This is a genomic window from Streptomyces sp. SPB162 (assembly GCF_029504575.1).
Taxonomy (GTDB): Bacteria; Actinomycetota; Actinomycetes; order Streptomycetales; family Streptomycetaceae; genus Actinacidiphila.
The window spans coordinates 350,213-368,790 of the sequence record NZ_JAQFII010000001.1 but is presented as its reverse complement, the minus strand read 5'-3'; the positions used below and the strand labels follow the sequence as shown (position 1 = coordinate 368,790).

Here is an 18,578-nt window from a genome sequence, read left to right as displayed (position 1 = left end):
TCAGCCCGCCATCGGTTTCACCGGGGGCGTGACCGCCGTCATCGGCAGCGCCGAGAGCCGGTGCGGTACGGCGGCCGCGGTCGTCCCGGTCAGCCGGGCGGTGAACATCGGCTGCAGCAGGGCGTGGTCCTGGGCGCGGATCCGCTCGCTTCCCTTGGGTCCCTCGAAGGTCCAGTCCTCCAGCGCCTTCACCATCGCCGCGGTGTCGGTGGGGCTGCCGGACCCGATGGCGCGCACGACCATCTGGGCCGCGGTGAAGCCGTCGGGGCTGAACAGGTCCGGCGGCGTCCCGCCCGCCTTGGTGATGCCGTCGATCATCGCGGTCTCCACCGGGTTGACGGCGGCGCCGGGAAAGTAGTGGGCCAGGAAGGACACCTTGCCCCCGGCGGGACCGAACACCGGGTAGGAGGCGGTGCCGGCGAGCCCGGTCACCACCTTGGCGGTGTCCAGGACCCCCTGCTGGTTCAGTGCCGTCCACAGCGCGGGGGCGGAGGCGCCGGCCCACGCCACGAAGACCAGGTCCGGCCCTCCGGACTTCACCTGCTGGGCGAACGGCGTGAGGTCACCGGCGCCGGGCGGTGCCAGCACAGAACTCACGCGTGCCCCCCGGGCGCCCAAGACCGCTTTCACCGCGGCCACGTTCGCCTGGCCGAACGCGGAGTTCTGCGCGAGCACCGTCACCTTCTTGCCGGCGGGGTCCCCGAGCAGTGAGCCGGCGGTGAGGATGTCCTGGTAGGACTGGCGCCCCGACCGGAAGGTGTACTTGTTGATCCCGGTCACCGCGTCGGTCGCCGCGGGACCGCTGACGAACAGGACGTGGTTCTGCGCCGCCAGCGGCGCCATCTGCAGGGCCACTCCCGAGTCCGTCGTCCCCGCCAGGATTCGGACACCCTTGCCGAGCAGGCCCTTGGCCTCGGCGACGGCCTTGGCGGGCTCGCCCGCGTCGTCCTGCTCGATCACCTCGAGGGGGTGGCCGCCGACCTTGCCGGTGCCGTGCGTGGCGTAGGCGAGCCCCGCGGTGAAGCCCTCCCGGTACTGCTTCCCGTACGCGGCGAGCGGCCCGCTGCGGGAGTAGACCAACCCGACCTTGACGGCGGCGGACTCCGCGCCGTCGGCGGCCGAACCGCCGGCCGTCCCCGCGGCACTGCACCCGGCCACCACCGCGCCGGCGGCCAACAGGGACAGCCCGCGGAGGAATCTGCTGCTCGTGGTGCGCGATGTACGCAAACGCATGGTGACCGGCTCCCGCAGAGGTGATGGGTTGCGCAAACCGTAGGAGCGCCCCGCCGCACCGGACATGTGCGGAACGCACGTTCCCGCCGTGTCCGGCATGGCGCGCGGGCCCATGACCACTCTCTGGACGCCCCCTGGTCAATCGCAGCCGACTCCGGTCGGGAAAGGCGCCGGCCGCACTGAACGCGCCCTCCGGCGAATTTCGATGCAGGTCGCACCGTACGAGTGGTTTCGAGGGCCGTACCGGGCGCTTTGCAGACGGATTCCCCTAGCATGAAACGCGGTTGAAATCTCATCCCGCCTTTTCGACAGGAGGGACGCCGTGAACCAGCGCGGATCAGTGCTCCGGGAATGGCTCACCCAAAAACTCGCGTCAAACAACTCCGTTCCCGCTCCCGGCGGGCCGCCCCCGATCGAGGGCACTCCTCCTCGCTTCACGGCCGACTTCACCAGCCAGGAGCAGTGGGTCGCGGGACGCTCCTGGGCGTATCCCGAGGGTGGGCCGGTCAATCCGGGGGACGACAAGCTCGACCACCTCGTGGACGATGCCGCCTACTGCCGCACCGGGTCGTTCCGTGCGTCCCGTCGTGCCGACGGCAGTTGGGACGCGGGGCTGCTGACCACGGAAGGCAGTGCCGAGGAATTCACCGTCCGTACCGGCGACATTCTGGAGACCCGGGTCAAGTTGCCCGAGGTGATCGGCGCCTGGCCGGCGATCTGGACGTGGCGGGACGGTGGAAACGAGATCGACGTATTCGAATACCACCCCGATAATCCGCATCTGCTGGAATTGTCGAACCACGTCAAGGGCGCCCACCGCTCCTACACCGACGCGTCGATCCTTCCCGGGGCCTGGGTGGATCTGAAGGTCGAGTTCCGCGCGCGATCCGTCATCTGGTGGGTCAACGGCACACGGGTCTTCGCCGACCGGAAGGGCGTGGGCCGCGGCTGGCACGCCTACCTGATCGTGAACCTCTCGGTGTCCGGCGGCAGATACCATCCGGCGCCGGAGGAAGGGGTGACGGCCATGTCGTACGAGGTGGCCTACCTGCGGATCCATGGACCCGCGCGCCCCTGAGCGGCCCCGCCGCCGCACCGAAAACACGTTGCCCGGGGCCGGCCGGTGGAGCAGGCTTCTGGCCATGTCCGACAACGATCAAAGCAGTTCACGAGGGGTGTCCGACCTGTTCTCCCGCGGGAGGCTGGTGGCGATCCCGCGTAAGGCCAGGCGCCGCGAGCAGTTGCTCGTCCACCTGACACAGACGCTCTTCGAGCACGACCGGGAGTACACCGAACGCGAGATCAACGAGGCGCTGCACACGGTGCACGAGGACAGCGCGGCGCTGCGGCGGTATCTGGTGGGGGGCGGCTTCCTGACCCGGACCCGCGACGGCGCCAGCTACCGACGGGCCCGCTGACCGGGCGCCCGATCGCGCCCGATCGCGCCCGTCCGCGTCCGACTGCGCCGTCACCCGCCCCGCGTCCGCACGTGCCGGGAGCAGTGAGCGTCCGCGCCACCGGGGTTCCGGTGACGCGGACGAGGTCACTGCTGCCGCGATCGATCGCTGCCGTCAGGCCCGTCCCGCCGTGAGGGCCGCCAGCTCGCGGTCGACGGCGAGCCGGTGCTCCTCGGCGTCCTCCTTGGCCTTCTTGGGACTCCACCGTCCGGACATCACGAAGATGAAGGGAAGGAAGAGCACCTGGCCGCCGACACACACCCACCACCAGGTGCGCCACTGCCCGGGGCCGTCCTCGGCGGCCTTCTGCACCTCGGGTCCGTACTCCCGCAGCAACTGCAGTTGCGGCTGCGCCTTCTGGACCACCGCGAGGTCGGCCGGACCGACCTCCTGCACCGCGCGGGCGGTGAGGTCCGGCGGGATGGCGGTCGGCGGGTACTTGCCGAGCTCGGCGAACAACTCCTGGTGCGCGCCGACGACGGCCAGCGCGGGACCCGCCTGGACCTGGGCCGCCTTCACCTCCGCGCCGTGGTCGACCAGCGGGGTGACAGCCGTGACGAGGACCGGGATGAACGCGGCCGAGACGGCGACGACGGCCCGGATGATCCAGCCCCAGACGGCCAGGCCGGTGGCGGTGGCGGCCGGGTTGTGCATCTCGACCGTCTCGGTGAAGCTCGCCATCCACGGCGCGTAGGCGAGCCCGGCGAAGACGCCGATACCGACGAACAGCCAGGCGAACGTGTAGTAGTCGGTGCCCGAGTGAGTGGCGCGCATCGCGAACGCGGCGGTGACCACGATCGAGCCGAGCGCTCCCACGACCATGAACGGTTTGCGCACCCGGAGCCGGTCCGAGAGCAGGCCGGCCACCACCAGGGCGATGGCGTTGGCAGCCCAGTACCAGTTGGCCACCGCGTTGGCGCGCTGCTCGGTGTAGCCGAAGACGGTCGCGAAGTAGACGACGAAGTTCCCGACGGCCGCGAAGTACAGCAGCAGGAAGACGCTGATGGCGAACGCCGAGCCGACGACGTCCAGCCGGAGCATCTGGCGCCAGTGCCCTTGCTGGACGGCCTCCGGGTCCATGCCCTTGGCGCGGGCCTCGACCAGGGTGCGGTCCCGCAGGCTGACCATGATCTGGTCGCGGAGCGCGGGTGACAGCTCGCGCAGCGCGAACAGCGCGATGACGAAGACGACGAGGCCGGAGGCGCCGGAGTAGCGCAGCTCGTCCTGCCAGCCGGTCGTGTCGAGGGTGTGGCTGGTGACCGTCGTGACGACGAGGCTGCCGATCACCGGGCCCATCGTCCAGTACCCCATGGCGGTGGCCCGCCCGAGTTGCGGGGAGAAGTCGCGGATGAGCGCGGGGGTGGCGACCAGGACGACACCCTCGATGAAGCTCACCAGGGTGAAGAGGACCAGGTACACGCTTTTGGAGGAGGCGTTGGGCAGCCCGAACAGGACGAGCAGCCCGGCGATCAGCAGCCCGTAGACGACCATGTTGGCCCGCCCCCAGCGGTCCGCGAGACCGGCGGCCAGGGAGGCGAAGGCTCCCACCGCGTTGCCGATGACCGAGACCCAGATGAAGTAGGTGTACGTCATGTGGAAGTGCTCGATGATCGAGGTCGCGACCGCGTACTGGATGTACAGCATGTAGTACAGGACGACGGTGGTCACGACGACGATCGCCAGGTATGCCATGCGGTGGCCGCTGGCCGGGTAGTGCGCCAGGTCGCGGTGCCACAGGCGGCCGGCGAGGCCCGGCCGGGGCGGGGTGGGCGGGTCGGGGACGGCGTTGGCGTCGTCGTGCGGCGACGGGGGCGTGGCCATGCGGCTCCTCCTGGGTGCGGATGTGCCGAGCGGATGCGCCTTCAGGGGGCGTGGCCAGAGGGTAGTACCGACCAGTCGGTACGCCTAGATGTCTGCACGAAGGATTCCCGTCGGTCGGACACGGCGCGACGGTTACGTCGAGCGCCGCGTCGAGCCCCTGGTCGGCCGCCGGGTCCCGCTGGTCAGCCGCCGAACTGCCAGAGCACGCCGTGGTTGGCGACCGTCGTGACCACCAGAATGACGAGGTCGGCGATGCCGAGGGCCAGGCCGAGCAGGGCACGGCCGCGGCGCTGGGTGCCCTTCATGAGCGCGGTGCAGGCCAGCGCGATGGCGCACGGGCCGAGTACGAGGTTGAGGACGAGCAGGCCGGGCAGGCCGAGCAGGAACGAGGCGACGGCCATGCCGTCGGCATCCTTGCGCTCGCGGGCCGGGTGTGCGACGGACGAGGTGAGCTGGGTGTTCACGGTGTTTCCCCCTTGCTGGTTGGTGTGGCGCGTGGACGCCACGGTGGTTCCGCCGGTCAGCGGTGGTTCCGGACGCGGGCGATGCCCTCGCGGACGCCGAAGGCCAGCAGCCAGGCGATGATCAGGGCCGAGGCGACGGTGAAGACCGAGAGCGAGGCGTGAGCGGCCGCGCCCATCAGGATGCCCATGGCCACGAGGAGTACGACGAGGCTCATTTGCGGTTCCCCCTTGGGGAGTTGGGAAGTTCGGATAACAACTGTTCACTGAGTAGGAGTCTATCCTGGCGGATTTGGGAGAACACATGTTTACTGAATGACATGAGTCACACCACCGGCGTCCGACAGGCCCGTAAACAACAGACCCGCCAGGCCCTGCTGGATGCCGCGCTGGGCCTGCTGGAGCACCAGAATCTGAGCAGTCTCGGATTGCGTGAGGTCACCCGTGCGGTAGGCGTCTCGCCCACCGCGTTCTACCGGCACTTCCGGGACCTGTCGGACCTGGGCGTCGCCCTGGTGGAGGAGTCGCTTGGCAGCCTGCACTCGGTGATCCGGGCGGCGATGGCCGAGCAGCGGGATCCGGACCGGCTGATCGACCGCACGGTCGAGATCATCGCCCGCCACGTCCTCGACCACCGGCCGCACATCCGCTTCATCGCCCGCGAGCGGCACGGCGGCGTGCGCCCGGTCCGCGAGGCGATCGCCGCCCAGTTGCGGCACTTCGCCGACGAGGTGGCCGCCGGCCTGGCCCTTCAGTCCGTCTCCGAGGGGTGGGTGGCGGACGACGTGCGGATGCTCGCGGAGCTCTATGTGGACCACATGGTGACAACCGCGACCCAGTTCCTGGAAGCCACGCCGCAGGACGAGGAGCGCATCACCTCCACCGCCCGCCGCCAGTTGCGCGTCATCAGTCTCGGCCGGCGGCACTGGCTCGATTCCTGAGGGACTCGCGAGCTGGTGCTCTTCAGTAGAAATGCCTATATTTGTGCTATATAGCCCTAGCGCCCGCCCCTGGCCTCCGGCTCCAGTGCTCACCGCGCTCGCGGGCCCGCGGCACGGCGCATCGGGCGGACTGGAGGTCTGTCATGCGTAAGGTCGCCGACTGCCGGGACATGCCCAGTGAATCCGGGTGCACGCTGACCATCACCGGCGAGGAGGAGGAAGTCGTCCGCGCCGCGTCCGAGCACGCCGTGTCGGTCCACGGGCACACGGACGGCGCCGAGCTGCGCGATGGTGTGCGCGGCATGCTCAAGGACGAAGCCCCGCAACACGTCTGAACGCGTTCCGTTCATCTCCCTGTGCGCGAACCGCTGGTCAGCGATTAGCCCGCATGGGTGTGCATGGTTTCCGGATTCGTGGAGAGGTGCGCGGAGGGATGCCGTCCGGTTGGCCGCTTGTGTGCTGCGGTAGCCGGGCGGCCGCCTTAGTGTCGGGTAACAGACCGTCACAGGACCGCACAGCCCATCACGAACCGCACAGGAGCCTTCATGCCGGAGCTGTTCATCGGCGGCCAGTGGACCGCCGCCTCCGCGGGGCGGGTGCGCGAGATCCGCTGTCCGGCGGACGGGAAACTGGTCGCCACCGTCGACGAGGCGGGCCCCGAGGACGCCGCCGCCGCGGTGGCCGCCGCCCGCGAGGCGTTCGACAACGGGCCCTGGCCCGGCACTCCGGCCGCCGAGCGCGGACGGCTGCTGCTGCGCGTCGCCGACCTGCTGGAGCGCGACAACGCCGCCTTCGCCCGCGCCGAATCCCTCGACACCGGGAAGCGGCTGGTGGAGAGCGAATACGACATGGTCGACATCGCCAACTGCTTCCGCTACTTCGGCAACCTGGCCGCCTCGGGCGGCACCGACCGGGTCATCGACACCGGCAACCCGGAGACGGACAGCAGGGTCGTCCACGAGCCGGTCGGCGTCTGCTCCCTGATCACCCCGTGGAACTACCCGCTGCTGCAGACCGCCTGGAAGGTGGCCCCGGCGCTGGCCGCCGGCAACACCTTCGTGCTCAAGCCCAGTGAGCTGACTCCGCACACCGCCATCCTCCTGATGGGGCTGCTGAAGGAGGCCGGCCTGCCCGACGGAGCGGCCAACCTGGTGCTCGGCGCCGGGGCCACCGCGGGAGCGCCGCTCAGCACGGACGAGCGCGTGGACCTGGTGTCCTTCACCGGTGGGCTGCTCACCGGACGGCGCATCATGGCCGCCGCCGCGCCCACCGTGAAGAAGATCGCCCTGGAACTGGGCGGCAAGAACCCCAATATCGTCTTCGCCGACGCCGAGTTCGACACCGCCGTCGACTACGCGATGATGGCGGTGTTCCTGCACTCCGGCCAGGTCTGCTCGGCCGGCGCCCGACTGCTGGTCCAGGACGAACTGCACGACCGGTTCGTGGACGAGCTGGTGCGACGGGCTCAGACGATCCGGCTCGGCGGCCCCTTCGACCAGGACGCCCGCACCGGCCCGCTGATCTCCGCCGCGCACCGCGACAAGGTCGAGGCCTACGTCGCGGCCGGGCTCGAGGAAGGCGCGGTGCTGCGCTGCGGCGGCGCACGGCCCGACGACCCGGCACTGGCCGACGGCTACTACTACCCGCCGACGGTGCTGGACGAGTGCGCCTCGGACATGTCCGTCGTCCGCGACGAGTCGTTCGGCCCGGTGCTGACCGTCGAGCGCTTCCGCGACGAGGCCGAGGCGATCGCGCTCGCCAACGACACCGTGTACGGCCTGGCCGGAGCGGTCTGGACGCAGGACAGCGAACGCGCGCACCGGGTGGCCGCCCGGCTGCGCGCCGGAACCGTGTGGATCAACGACTTCCACCCCTACGTGCCTCAAGCCGAGTGGGGCGGCATGAAGCAGTCCGGCGTCGGCCGTGAACTGGGCCCGGCCGGACTGGCCGAATACCAGGAGGCCAAGCACATCTGGCGGAACACCGCCCCGCGCCCGCAGCGGTGGTTCGAATGAGCGACCCCGGCCAGACCCCCGGCCAGACCCCCGGACCCGCCGCCGGTGAGGTCGCCGGTGAGGTCGACAGCGACGCGGCGCTGACCGAGCTCGGGTACAAGCCCGGACTCAAGCGCACGCTCGGCAACTTCCACACCTTCGCCGCGGGCATCAGTTACATCTCCATCCTCACCGGCACCTTCCAGCTCTTCTACTTCGGTGTCAGCTTCGGCGGGCCCGCCTACTGGTGGTCCTGGCCGATGGTCTTCGTCGGGCAACTGATGGTCGCGCTGTGCTTCTGCGAACTCGCCGCGCGCTTCCCCGTCGCGGGCTCGGTCTACAACTGGGCCAAGCAGACGGGTGGCCCGCACGTCGGTTGGCTGGCGGGCTGGATGATGACGGTCGCCACCATGGTGTCGCTGGCCGCCGTGGCGCTGGCCTACCAGCTGACGCTGCCGCAGATCTCCAGCTTCTTCCAGGTCATCGGCGACGGCACCGGCAAGTACGACGCGGCCGCCAACGCCGTACTGCTCGGCACGATCCTGATCGTCTTCACCACCGTGGTGAACGCCTTCGGGGTGAAGCTGATGGCCACCATCAACTCCACCGGCGTCTTCATCGAGCTGATCGCCGCCGTCGTCCTGATCATCCTGCTCGCCGCGCACATCACCCGCGGCCCGAGCGCCATCATGCACACCTACGGACTCGGCCAGGGGCAGCCGCTCGGCTACTTCGGCGCGTTCCTCACCGCCTCGCTCGCCTCCGCGTACGTGATGTACGGCTTCGACACGGCGTCCTCGCTCGGCGAGGAGTCCATCGACCCGTCCCGCAACGCGCCCCGAGCCATCCTGCGCGCCCTCATCGCCTCATTCTTCCTCGGCGGTCTGATCCTGCTCTTCGCGCTGCTGGCCACCCCGGACCTGCACGCCAAGGAACTCTCCGTCGACGGGCTCCAGTACGTGGTGAAGGCCGCGCTCGGCGAGACGATCGGTCAGGCCGTGCTCTGGTGCGTCGTCATCGCGATCACGGTGTGCGCGCTGTCCGTGCAGACCGCGGGGCTGCGCCTGGCCTTCGCGATGGCCCGGGACAACAACCTGCCGGCCGGCTCGAAGCTCGCCAAACTGCACCCGAGGTTCCAGACGCCGGTGCTGGCCACCTGTGTGATCGGGATCGTGGCGATCGCCATCCTGGTCGTCAACATCAACCAGCCGCAGATCTTCTCGGTCGTCACCAGCATCGCCATCATCATGATCTACATCGCGTACCTGATGGTCACCATGCCCATGCTGGTGCAGCGGCTACGCGGCACGTGGACGCCGTCGACCGAGCACTTCTCCCTCGGCCGCTGGGGCCTGCCGGTCAACATCCTGGCGGTGCTCTGGGGCATCGCGATGACCGTCAACCTCCTGTGGCCGCGCCCCGAGGTCTACAACGCCACCGGCCCCCAGCACTGGTACCTGCGCTGGGGCGGCGTCCTGTTCGTCAGCGTCGTCGCGATCGGCGGCTTCGCCTACTACTGGTTCGTCCAGCGCAAGAAGACCGGTGTGCTCTCCGAGCACGCCTTCGGCGGGGCGCCGGGAGCGGTCCACGGCGCCCCGTAGGCGGGGAGACGGATCGAACGCACCGTGAGCACGCACTGGGAAACGAGGAAGAACTGACATGGACGAGTTCGACTATGTCGTGGTCGGTGGCGGCACGGCGGGCGCGGTGGTGGCCGCGCGGTTGACCGAGGACCCGAGCGTCAGCGTCTGCGTGCTGGAGGCCGGGCCCTCGGACGTCGGCGACGACAACATCCTGCGACTCGACAAGTGGATGGGTCTGCTGGAGTCCGGCTACGACTGGGACTACCCGGTGGAGCCGCAGGAGAACGGCAACAGCTTCATGCGGCACGCCCGCGCGAAGGTGCTCGGCGGCTGCTCCTCACACAACTCCTGCATCGCTTTCTGGGCGCCGGCGGAGGACCTCGACGAATGGGGGGCGCTGGGCTGCAGCGGCTGGAGCGCCGCGGACTGCTTCCCGCTCTATCAGCGGCTGGAGACCAACGACGCGCCCGGTGACCACCACGGCCGCTCGGGCCCGGTCACCATCCGCAACGTCCCGCCGAACGACCCGTGCGGCACGGCACTGCTGGAGGCCTGCGCGGCGGCCGGTATCCCCACCACACCGTTCAACACCGGAACCACGGTGGTGCGCGGCGCGCACTGGTTCCAGATCAACGCCCGCGAGGACGGCACCCGCTCCTCCGCGTCGGTGTCGTATCTGCACCCGATCCTCGGCAAGCGGCCCAACTTGGAGGTCCGCACCGGCTTGCAGGCCAAGCGGCTGTCGTTCGACGCCGACAAGCGCTGCACGGGCGTGGAGTACCTGGCGCCGGACACCATCCACACCCTGGCGGTCGGGGCGCGGCGCGAGGTGATCGTCGCCTGCGGGGCCATCGACTCGCCCAAACTGCTGATGCTGTCGGGCATCGGCCCGGCCGAGCACCTCAAGGACTCCGGCGTGGACGTCCTGGTCGATTCCCCCGGCGTGGGCTCCCACCTCCAGGACCACCCGGAGGGACTGGTCATGTGGGAGGCCAAGCGGCCCATGGTCTCCACCTCCACCCAGTGGTGGGAGATCGGCATCTTCACCGACACCCAGGAGGGCCTGGACCGGCCGGACCTGATGTTCCACTACGGCCAGGTGCCGTTCGACATGAACACCTACCGCCACGGTTACCCGACGACCGAGAACGCCTTCTGCCTCACGCCGAACGTCACCCGGGCCCGCTCGATGGGCACCGTCAGGCTGCGGACCCGTGACTCCCGGGACAAGCCGCGCGTCGACCCCCGCTACTTCACCGACGAGCACGACGTGCGGGTGATGACCCACGGGCTGCGCCTCGCGCGGGAGATCGTCGCGCAGTCCCCGATGGCCGACTGGGCCGGCGCGGAACTGGCCCCCGGTCCCGGGGCGAAGTCCGACGAGGAGTTGCTGGACTACATCCGCAAGACCCACAACACGGTCTACCACCCCGCGGGCACCGTACGGATGGGCGCGTCCGGCGACGCCGAGTCGCCTCTGGACCCGCAGTTGCGGGTCAAGGGCGTCAGCGGGCTGCGGGTGGCGGACGCGTCGGTGATGCCGTTCCTGCCGGCGGTCAATCCGTGCATCACGACGATGATGATCGGCGAAAAGTGCGCCGACATGATCAAGTCAGGCTGAGCACCGCGTTTCACCGTACCCGCACGGCCCGGCCGACAGCGGGATGCCGGGGGGAAGTCCGGCATCCCGCTCGGATCAGTGGCCTCCCGCTCCCGGGCGGGAGGCCACCAGCGTGGACCACTCGTGGTCGTTCTGGCCGGGCAGTATGCATCCGCGCTGGTGCCACTGCCTGATGAGCGCGGCGTAGATCGGAGGCTCGTCCATCAGGAGAACCGATTCTTCAGCCCTGCCGTCACCTGGCCTGCGTCGCCGCCGGCCGGTCGGGACCCCGGGCTCCTGGATCACTGTCACGCCTCGACCAACGACGTCGCCCCGGACAGGCAATCCCCCGAAGCCGCCCTTCACCCCACCGGGTGCACGAGACGACCCGGACGTAACGCACGGGCACGCCTCTCGCACGGGGGAGCGATATCCGCCCGGACCGGTCACCGCTGGATCACGGCCGGGTTGGGTACGGCGCTCCCGGTGCGGGGCCGGGCCGGGCGCGTCAGGCGGCGGAGCGGGTGCGGCGGCGTAGAGTCGCCGCCGCGGTCGTGCGTTCATCCAGCGTGCCGCGCGGCGCGCTCTTGCCCTGCTGACGTCGGCGCGTGAGGCGCTTCGGCGGCTCCTGGTGCGCAGGGGGCCGCCGGTCGCAGGACCGGCGGCCCCCGTACCCGTCTGCTCGGCGTCGGATGGGCGGCTCCCGGCGCTCGCTCAGGCGACTCGGCTGATGCGGCGGACGGCGAGGTAGAGCAGCAGTGCGGCCAAGGCGACGAAGATGCCCGTCTCGATGCCCTGGAACGCCCAGAAGCGGTCACCCGGCTGGTAGCGCTGCCAGTTGTAGGCGCCGCGCCCCAGACCCATCTGGTTCAAGCACGCGTCGGCGTCGGGCATCCCCGGGGCCGCTTTGGTCCCGACCGGCGGGCAGCCCGTCTGGCTGCCGCTCAGGACGAGTTTGCCGCCGGCGTCGCGCCCGCCCAGGGACGAGACCCAGTTGCTCAGGCTCGGGTTCGGCTGCAGGTTGCCGGTGACCGCGTAGACGAGCTCGCGCGGAGCCATGTAGTGGATGCGGGCCAGTAGTTCGATGCCGATGCGGGCCACGAGGAACCCGCCGAGTGTGATGCCCATGGCGGGCATCACCTTGCGGCAGACGGTTCCGGCGAAGATGCCCAGTGCCACCGCGAACAGGGTGTAGCCGATCGGCGCGATGCCCTGTACGTCGAAGATGATGTAGGTGAACCGTTCGTTGCCCATGGTGGCCAGCGGCTCGGCCCACCAGGAGACGCCCAGGGCGTACACGACGGCGAGCAGCGTCGTGGCGGCGCCGATCATCCCGAACTTCGCCGGCGCCCACTGCCGGCGGCTGACGCCCTGCGTCCACACGAACCGGTGGGTGTCGTGCTCGACCTCACGGGCGATCAGCGGGGCGCCGAAGAACAGCCCCACCAGCAGCGGCAGCGCCACGAACAGCACGCTGACGAACGGCATGGCGGTGAACTGGTTCGAGAACTGCGTACTCAGTTTCTGGCAGTCGTTATGCGACACGAGCTCGGCCGAACCCAGCTTGGAGAGGCAGTCGGCCAGACCGGAGCCGTCCATGGCGTCGTGCATCCGCAGGCGGGTGGGGACCAGAAGAGCGGCGAGCAGGGCGAGCCCGACCGCGGTGAACAGCGCCTGCTTGCGGTGCTGGCGCCAGGTCAGCCAGATCATGCGGTCACATCCATCGGGGAGCGGGCCGGACGCGTGGCGGCGGTGAGGTAGGCCAGGACGAGGTCTTCGAGGGTCACCTCGTGCTCGGACCACGCGAGGTCGTCGAGGGGACGGCCCTGGGTGCGCACGAGAAGGGGTCTCCGCGCTGTCAAGGGTCAACTTCCGTCTCGGAGCGGCCTATTGCCCTCCGGTCCTGGTGGCGGCGCCGGGCAGCCGTCCCCGGTGACTCCACTCGGAGGCGGCCGGAAGGAGAGCCGGGCCGGGACGCGAACCGTTCACCACCGCGTCCGCGTCCGCGTCCCGCCCCGGTTCCGTTCTCAGTGCACGGACATCCCGCCGTCGACGAAGATCGCCTGCCCCGTCACGTAGGCCGAGGCGCCACTCGCCAGGAACACCGCGGCGCCCGCGAAGTCCTCGGCCAGGCCGTTGCGCCCCACCATCGTGCGCGCGGCCAGCGCCGCGACCCGCTCGGGATCCGACGACAGCCGAGCGTTCAGCGGCGTCATGACGAACCCGGGTACGAGGGTGTTGCAGGTGACGCCGTGCGGCGACCACGCCTCGGCCTGCGAGCGGGCCAGCGACTCCAGCGCGCCCTTGGAGACCCCGTAGGCGCCGCTCTGGACGAACGCCCGGTGGGCCTGCTGCGAGGTGATGTGGATGATGCGCCCGAAACCGCGTTCGGCCATGCCGGGACCGAACCGCTGCCCCAACAGGAAGGGGGCCTTCAGGTTCACCGCCATCGTGGCGTCCCACACCGCATCGTCCAACTCGTCCATCGGCGGCCGCAGGTTGATCCCCGCGCAGTTGACGAGGATGTCGGGCTCCCCGTACACCGCGGACGCCTCGTCCGCCGCCGTGCGGACTCCGTCGCCGGTGGCCAGGTCGGCGCTCACCCAGGCCGCCCGGCAGCCGTCGGCCGCCAACTCGTCGACCGTGCCGGCCAGCTCCGCCTCCCTGCGGGCCACGACCACGACGCTCGCCCCGGCACGGGCCAGCGCCCCGGTGATGGCGCGGCCGATGCCGGAACTGCCGCCGGTCACCAGGGCGACGCGGCCGTCCAGCGCGAACAGGTCGGAGAGATATCCTTGCGAGATCATCTGAGCACCCTAAAGGGTGTTGCGAAAGTAGCCCCGTTCGCCCGTTAAGGCAGGGTCCGCGGCGGCTGCTGCGGCCGACCGCAAGGCGGAGGGTCGTCCTCGACGGGACGTCCTTGGACGAGCCCGACAACGCAGCAGGCGGGCGTGCCAGGCGTCGCGGGCCAGGCGGGACTTTCGCAACACCCTTGAGAGGGCGTGCCTGTTCGGAGGACGCCAGGGGCGCTTTCGATCAGGTGCGGGAAAGCGGGACGGGGAAGTGCCGCGGGGGAGCGGGCCCGGGTCCTTAGGGTGTGAGGCATGACAGGGAAGTGCCAGACCTGCGGAGAGCCGATCGTGGCCGGTGGGCGGTCCGGAAGGACCGCGGTGTACTGCTCCCAGGCGTGCAGGCAGCGCGCCTACCGGGAGCGGCGGCAGCCGGCAGGAGTCCCGGCGGAGGAGCTGGTCACGGAGATCGGGGACCGGGTGCGGCGACTGCGACTGGCTCCCGCACTCGCCTTCCACGCCGACGTCGAGTCGCTCTCCCCGCGGTTCGCACAGCTCCGGCGGCTGGCCCGGGAGGCACGCGAAGCCCGCGAGGAGACACCGGCTCCGCCGCCGACGCCGCTGGAGGCCACGGCCGCGGAAAACGTCACACCCGACCGCGTGACGAATCGCGTGACGCTCGGCGAGGAGGCCTTCGCGACGCTCACCGACGAGCTGTTCGCCGCGTTCGGGCTGCCGGTGACGCTGTGACGGGGCCGGACCGATGAGTTTCCGCACCAGGTACGTCGTACAGGATGACGGGCGCGCACGGCGCCTCTGAGCAAGGGATCGGGAATCATGCTGCAGAACAAGGTCGCGGTCGTCTACGGCGGAGCCGGCTCGCTGGGTGCGGGCGTCGCGAAGGCCTACGCCGAGGCCGGTGCGCGGGTGTTCCTCGTCGGCCGCACGGAGGCCACGCTGAAGAAGACCGCCGCTGAGACGGGTGCCGAGTACGACGTCCTCGACGCCACTGACGAACAGGCCGTCGAGGCCCACGCGGCGTCGGTCGTCGAGCGGGCCGGCCGGTTGGACGTGTCCGTCAACCTCGTGCCCCGGGGCGACTTCCAGGGGGTGCCGCTCACGGACATGTCGCTCGAGGACTACACCCGGCCGGTCGTCCAAGGCATCGCCTGCCAGTTCATCACCGCGCGGGCCGCCGCCCGCCACATGGTGCCGCAGGGCTCCGGCGTGATCCTCTCGCTGAACAGCGGTTCTGCCAACGGCAGCCCGATGATGGGCGGCACCGCGGCCGCCGACGGCGCGCTGGACGCGCTGATCCGCCAGTTCGCCCAGGAGATCGGTCCGGCCGGAGTCCGCGTCTGCGGGATCTGGACGGCGGGTGTCGCCGACAGCCTGACACCGGAGAAGCTGGCCGCCGCGGGCGCCACCGGCATGGACGAGGCCGCGGTGCAGGGCCTGGTCGGGCACCTGGACAGCATGCGGATGACGAAGCGCTCGCCGCGGATCGCCGACATCGCCGCGCTGGCGACGTTCCTCGCCTCCGATGCCGGCGTCGCCATCACCGGGACCTGGGTCAACGCCACCGCGGGGATGTTCCCCAGCTGACCGCCGTGCCGGGGCGGCGGATCGCCCCGCTCGGCCTAGGCCCGCACGGCAGTGTCCGTGCGGGCCGGCGGGCGCGCTTCCCCGCGCCGCGTCAGGGGTGGGCGCCTCCTCGGGCCGACACGGCGACATATCGCACGCGCATCGGGTGCCCCGGTGCGGTCGTGGGCCCCGCGGTGGCGCCGAGCGCGGCGGGGAGGTTACCGCCGACGGCGACGTTCAGGATCAGGAACAGGCCGTGGTGCACGGCCGCGTCCCAGGTTCCGCGATCCATCTGCGCCGCGGTGACCTTGTGGAACTCCTGTCCGTCGAGGTACCAGCGCACCTGTTCCGCGCCGGCCGTGAGGTCGACCTCCACGGCGTAGGTGTGGAATCCCGTCCGGCAGTCGGGGCAGGAGCGGTCCCCCGAGCCCAGCCCCTGGGGCTCCTTGCAGGGGCCGCCTTCGAGGGTGCCGCAGTGCATGGTCCCGAAGACGGAATCGCGGCCGTTGACGTTCTCCATGACGTCGAGTTCCCCGATGGAGGGCCAGCCGGTGTAGCCGTCGCGCAGTCCGGAGCCCAGAGTCCAGAAGGCCGGCCAGTAGCCGGCCGCCGCGGGTCCGGTGACATCGGGCAGCGCGATCGAGGCCTCGATGCGCAACACGCCGCCGGGCGGTGGGGCGAAGTCGGAGCGCTTGGACTCGATGCGGCCCGAGGTCCACTGCCCGTTCCGCAGCCGGGGCACGATCTCCAGCGCGCCCTTCCCGTCCAGCCGGACGTTGTCCGTCGACTCGGTCATGGTCTCGATCTCCCCGGTTCCCCATTGGGGGGCCGGGCAGCCGGGATAGCAGGTGCCGAGGTCGTACTGCCACTTCGCGGCCGACGGGCGGCTGCCGGCCGGTCCGTCGAAGTCGTCCCTGAGCAGCTGCGTCCACCGCTCCGAGGGTAGCGCGTCGGAACCGGGGAGGGCTCCGGCGTCCGTCAGCAGCCGCTTCAGCCGGGGCGCCAGTACGGTGGCGGCGACATTGGTCAGGTGCGCGTCGTCCCGGTACAGCAGGACCCGTTCCAGTACCGCCGGGCAGGTGGGGCCCGCGCCGGGGCACAGCACGGAGTTCACCTCGACGGCCCGCACACCCGGCAGCCGGCCGGCCGCGATCGATGCCGCGAGCGGATCGGGCCATTGCGCGGTGTCGCGGTCGAACGCGCACGCCTCCGGGTCCTGGGTGTGTCCGGAGACGCAGGCCGGAACGTCCGTCCCGGGGACGGGGGTGTCCTGGATGTAGACGATGGGCACGCCGAGGTCGCGCAGTGCCGCCAGCGTCTTCTCCCAGCCCGCGGTGAGGAGCTTCCGGTCGTCGGTGTAGCGGTTGAGCGAGGAGATGACGACGAGTTTGGGCTTCGGTCCTCGGCGCAGCCGGGACAGGGCGTTCGCGCGCCAGGTGTCGCATTCGGTGTACGCGCGGCCCAACTGCGGGTTCCGCACGGTCAGCCGGGGCAGCGGGCAGCCCTGCTTCACCAGTTCCTGCAGGGCCCAGCCGCGTTCGGCGGCGATGCCCAGCAGGGGGGAGAACCACTGGCCGGCGTGCGAGTCGCCGAGCAGGACGATCCGGTCCGGGCTGGTGGTCACGCCGAACAGGCAGGGCGGGCTGGTGGTCGCGGTGGGTGCCACCTCACACGGGCCGTCCGGCGGGAAGTCCTTGCGGGCCTGGACGGCTCCCGGCACCGGCGGTCCGTCCCGCAGCGGGGTGCCGGTCCGTGCCAGCAGCGACCTGCCGTCGGCCGCGCCCGGTGGCAGCCCCTTCGGGTCGAACGCCGGGGCCGACGCGAGCAGGTTCATCGTTCCGGTGCCGACCACCAGCGCCAGGACCACCGGTAGGACGACCGCCGCGATGCCCAGCGCGAGCCCGCGCCTCGGGAACTCGGAGACGGTCCTGCTGCGGCGCAGCGGCTGTTCGATCCAGCGCATCGTCGCCAGGGCGGGCAGCGCGGAGGCCGCGGTCAACGCCGCCCTGGCGGGCCAGCCGAGGGTTCCCAGCCGGGCTTCGGCGAGGACGAGTACCGGCCAGTGCCACAGGTAGAGGGTGTAGGAGAGGCGCCCGACGGCCCGGGGTGCGCGGCCGCGCAGGATCCGGCCGACACCGTACGACGCGTTCGCGTCACCGGTCTCCGCCAGGATGATCGCGGCGGTGGCCAGCGTGGGCAGGAGCGCGGCGTATCCGGGGTACGGCGTGGCGGCGTCGAAGCGCGCCACGGACCACACGAGGGCCGCGGCGCCGGCCCACCCGCACACCGGGCGGATCAGCGCCAGTCCGCGCAGCCGGTGCCACGGGGTCAGCGCCAGCAGCGCCCCGACCCCGAACTGCCAGGCCCGGGAGGGTGTTCCGAGGTAGGCCAGGGAGACGGAGGTGTGGGTCCAGTGCAGCGCCAGGAAGAAGGAGCCGCCCGTCAGCAGGGCGGTGACCGCGAACACGGCCGACCGCACGGCCCGGCCCCTGCGGGACGTCCTGAGCACCGCGAAGACGATCAGTGCGAGCAGCGGACCCCAGAACAGGTAGAACTGCTCCTCCACGGCGAGTGACCAGAAGTGCAGCAGCGGACTCGGATCGCGCCCGGCGGCCAGGTAGTCGGTCTGCTGGGAGACGAAGCGCCAGTTGGCGGTGGACAGCGCGGCGGCCAGTACGTCGTATTCGAGGTCGGTTCGGCGCAGTGGGACGGTGAGCCAGGCGGCGGCCAGCGCGGTCGCGCCGAGCACCACGGCCGCCGATGGCAGGAGTCGGCGGGCCCTGCGGGAGAAGAACTCGCCGATGCGGATGCGGCCGGTCGTGGCGGCCTCGCGGATCAGCAGCCCGGTGATCAGGTAGCCGGAGATGACGAAGAAGACGTCCACGCCGACGAATCCGCCGCTCAGGCCGGGCAGTTCGGCGTGGAAGGCGAGTACGGCGAGTACCGCCGCGGCGCGCAGGCCCTCGATGTCGGGGCGGAAGCCGGGAGCGGGGGGCCTGGACGCGGCTTTCCCGATCCTTCCCGTGGAGTCCGGCCCGTGGGTCGGACGGCTGGAACGGCCGGCGGTTTCCGGATGTCGGTCCGGAACCGTGGTGGAGGACATGGGTGCGATGAC

At 70.8% G+C, this 18,578-nt stretch carries 18 protein-coding genes; 9 read left to right on the top strand and 9 right to left on the bottom strand.

The features are described from left to right. Positions 1–1,233 (bottom strand): substrate-binding domain-containing protein, encoded by a 1,233-nt coding sequence (locus M2266_RS01705; RefSeq protein ID WP_277436455.1) that lies wholly within the window; start codon positions 1,231–1,233, stop codon positions 1–3. A gap of 412 nt (positions 1,234–1,645) precedes the next feature. Here M2266_RS01705 and M2266_RS01700 point away from each other — a divergent pair, with 412 nt between their 5' ends. Both M2266_RS01700 and M2266_RS01695 read left to right on the top strand, forming a co-directional pair. Further along, positions 1,646–2,311 (top strand): family 16 glycosylhydrolase, encoded by a 666-nt coding sequence (locus tag M2266_RS01700; protein WP_277441032.1) that lies wholly within the window; start codon positions 1,646–1,648, stop codon positions 2,309–2,311. Positions 2,312–2,375: 64 nt separating this feature from the next. After that, on the top strand, positions 2,376–2,651 hold the full coding sequence (locus M2266_RS01695; RefSeq protein WP_277436454.1) for a DUF2087 domain-containing protein: 276 nt from the start codon (positions 2,376–2,378) through the stop codon (positions 2,649–2,651). Between the two features lie 153 nt (positions 2,652–2,804). Here M2266_RS01695 and M2266_RS01690 read toward each other — a convergent pair whose 3' ends face one another. The 3 genes from M2266_RS01690 to M2266_RS01680 all read right to left on the bottom strand — a co-directional run bounded on the left by M2266_RS01690 (position 2,805) and on the right by M2266_RS01680 (position 5,190). After that, entirely contained in the window at positions 2,805–4,511 is a 1,707-nt protein-coding gene (locus M2266_RS01690; RefSeq protein ID WP_277436453.1) for an MFS transporter, read from the bottom strand. A gap of 182 nt (positions 4,512–4,693) precedes the next feature. Further along, entirely contained in the window at positions 4,694–4,912 is a 219-nt protein-coding gene (locus M2266_RS01685) for a DUF4190 domain-containing protein (RefSeq protein ID WP_277441031.1), read from the bottom strand. Between the two features lie 119 nt (positions 4,913–5,031). After that, on the bottom strand, positions 5,032–5,190 hold the full coding sequence (locus tag M2266_RS01680) for a hypothetical protein (RefSeq protein ID WP_269275108.1): 159 nt from the start codon (positions 5,188–5,190) through the stop codon (positions 5,032–5,034). A gap of 102 nt (positions 5,191–5,292) precedes the next feature. Here M2266_RS01680 and M2266_RS01675 point away from each other — a divergent pair, with 102 nt between their 5' ends. The 5 genes from M2266_RS01675 (at position 5,293) to M2266_RS01655 (ending at position 11,111) form a co-directional block, all read left to right on the top strand. Beyond that, complete coding sequence (locus tag M2266_RS01675; RefSeq protein ID WP_277436452.1) at positions 5,293–5,913, top strand: TetR family transcriptional regulator; 621 nt, start codon at positions 5,293–5,295, stop codon at positions 5,911–5,913. Positions 5,914–6,056: 143 nt separating this feature from the next. Next, positions 6,057–6,248, top strand: coding sequence for a DUF1059 domain-containing protein (locus tag M2266_RS01670; protein WP_277436451.1), 192 nt, complete (start codon positions 6,057–6,059; stop codon positions 6,246–6,248). A gap of 210 nt (positions 6,249–6,458) precedes the next feature. Continuing rightward, positions 6,459–7,928: an aldehyde dehydrogenase family protein gene (locus tag M2266_RS01665; RefSeq protein ID WP_277436450.1), complete on the top strand. Its 1,470-nt coding sequence runs from the start codon at positions 6,459–6,461 to the stop codon at positions 7,926–7,928. Continuing rightward, the gene (locus M2266_RS01660) at positions 7,925–9,508 is read left to right on the top strand and encodes an APC family permease (protein ID WP_277436449.1); all 1,584 of its coding nucleotides are present in this window, start codon (positions 7,925–7,927) and stop codon (positions 9,506–9,508) included. Before M2266_RS01665 ends, M2266_RS01660 begins: the two co-directional genes overlap by 4 nt. 58 nt (positions 9,509–9,566) lie before the next feature. Beyond that, entirely contained in the window at positions 9,567–11,111 is a 1,545-nt protein-coding gene (locus M2266_RS01655; RefSeq protein WP_277436448.1) for a GMC oxidoreductase, read from the top strand. 75 nt (positions 11,112–11,186) lie between these two features. On the opposite strand, the gene M2266_RS01650 is transcribed toward M2266_RS01655, so the two are convergent. The 4 genes from M2266_RS01650 to M2266_RS01635 all read right to left on the bottom strand — a co-directional run bounded on the left by M2266_RS01650 (position 11,187) and on the right by M2266_RS01635 (position 13,897). After that, entirely contained in the window at positions 11,187–11,315 is a 129-nt protein-coding gene (locus tag M2266_RS01650; RefSeq protein WP_277436447.1) for a hypothetical protein, read from the bottom strand. A gap of 489 nt (positions 11,316–11,804) precedes the next feature. Next, a complete protein-coding gene (locus M2266_RS01645) occupies positions 11,805–12,800 on the bottom strand; it encodes an ABC transporter permease subunit (RefSeq protein ID WP_277436446.1) in 996 nt (331 codons plus the stop codon). Continuing rightward, positions 12,797–12,928, bottom strand: a complete 132-nt coding sequence (locus tag M2266_RS01640) for a hypothetical protein (protein ID WP_277436445.1) — start codon at positions 12,926–12,928, stop codon at positions 12,797–12,799. The genes M2266_RS01645 and M2266_RS01640 overlap by 4 nt, the downstream gene beginning before the upstream one ends. Positions 12,929–13,117: 189 nt before the next feature. Continuing rightward, a complete protein-coding gene (locus tag M2266_RS01635; protein WP_277436444.1) occupies positions 13,118–13,897 on the bottom strand; it encodes an SDR family oxidoreductase in 780 nt (259 codons plus the stop codon). 297 nt (positions 13,898–14,194) lie between these two features. Here M2266_RS01635 and M2266_RS01630 point away from each other — a divergent pair, with 297 nt between their 5' ends. Beyond that, positions 14,195–14,629 carry a hypothetical protein gene (locus M2266_RS01630; protein WP_277436443.1) on the top strand — a complete coding sequence of 145 codons (435 nt, stop codon included), beginning with the start codon at positions 14,195–14,197 and terminating at the stop codon, positions 14,627–14,629. A gap of 87 nt (positions 14,630–14,716) precedes the next feature. Then, complete coding sequence (locus M2266_RS01625; RefSeq protein WP_346780860.1) at positions 14,717–15,484, top strand: SDR family oxidoreductase; 768 nt, start codon at positions 14,717–14,719, stop codon at positions 15,482–15,484. A gap of 91 nt (positions 15,485–15,575) precedes the next feature. On the opposite strand, the gene M2266_RS01620 is transcribed toward M2266_RS01625, so the two are convergent. Next, positions 15,576–18,566 (bottom strand): SGNH hydrolase domain-containing protein, encoded by a 2,991-nt coding sequence (locus tag M2266_RS01620; protein ID WP_277436442.1) that lies wholly within the window; start codon positions 18,564–18,566, stop codon positions 15,576–15,578. Between the last annotated feature and the right edge of the window lie 12 nt (positions 18,567–18,578).